This is a genomic window from Citrobacter sp. Cpo109 (genome assembly GCF_030332565.1).
Classification (GTDB): domain Bacteria; phylum Pseudomonadota; class Gammaproteobacteria; order Enterobacterales; family Enterobacteriaceae; genus Citrobacter; species Citrobacter portucalensis.
Genome location: NZ_JAOWHQ010000019.1, coordinates 1 through 275 on the forward strand (window position 1 = coordinate 1; position 275 = coordinate 275).

Below are 275 nucleotides of genomic sequence, written 5' to 3' on the forward strand. Positions count from 1 at the left end.
GCATTTATTACCACGGCGAAGGGGCATTTATATCTGAGCTCATACCCTTTTGACGACCCGCGTCTGGCGCCGGGTGGTCCGGGTATAGATTATCAATACTTTGATGATACCTATTATCTCTACAGACCTGGCAAGCATAAATCCGGTGGCGAGTATGTGAACGGCCATATGAGACCTGAATCGCCAGGGCGCGCCTGGGGAACGGTGGTGTTTATGAAAGCATCTTTAGCCCATTTAACGGAAGGTTATAAGGCCAACTATCAAAACCTGCCGGA

The 275-nt window shown here is 49.5% G+C and carries 1 pseudogene; it reads left to right on the forward strand.

Annotation, left to right across the window (positions count from 1 at the left end):
• Nucleotides 1-275: pseudogene (locus OGY71_RS00300) on the forward strand (T6SS immunity protein Tli3 family protein); the annotation flags it as partial.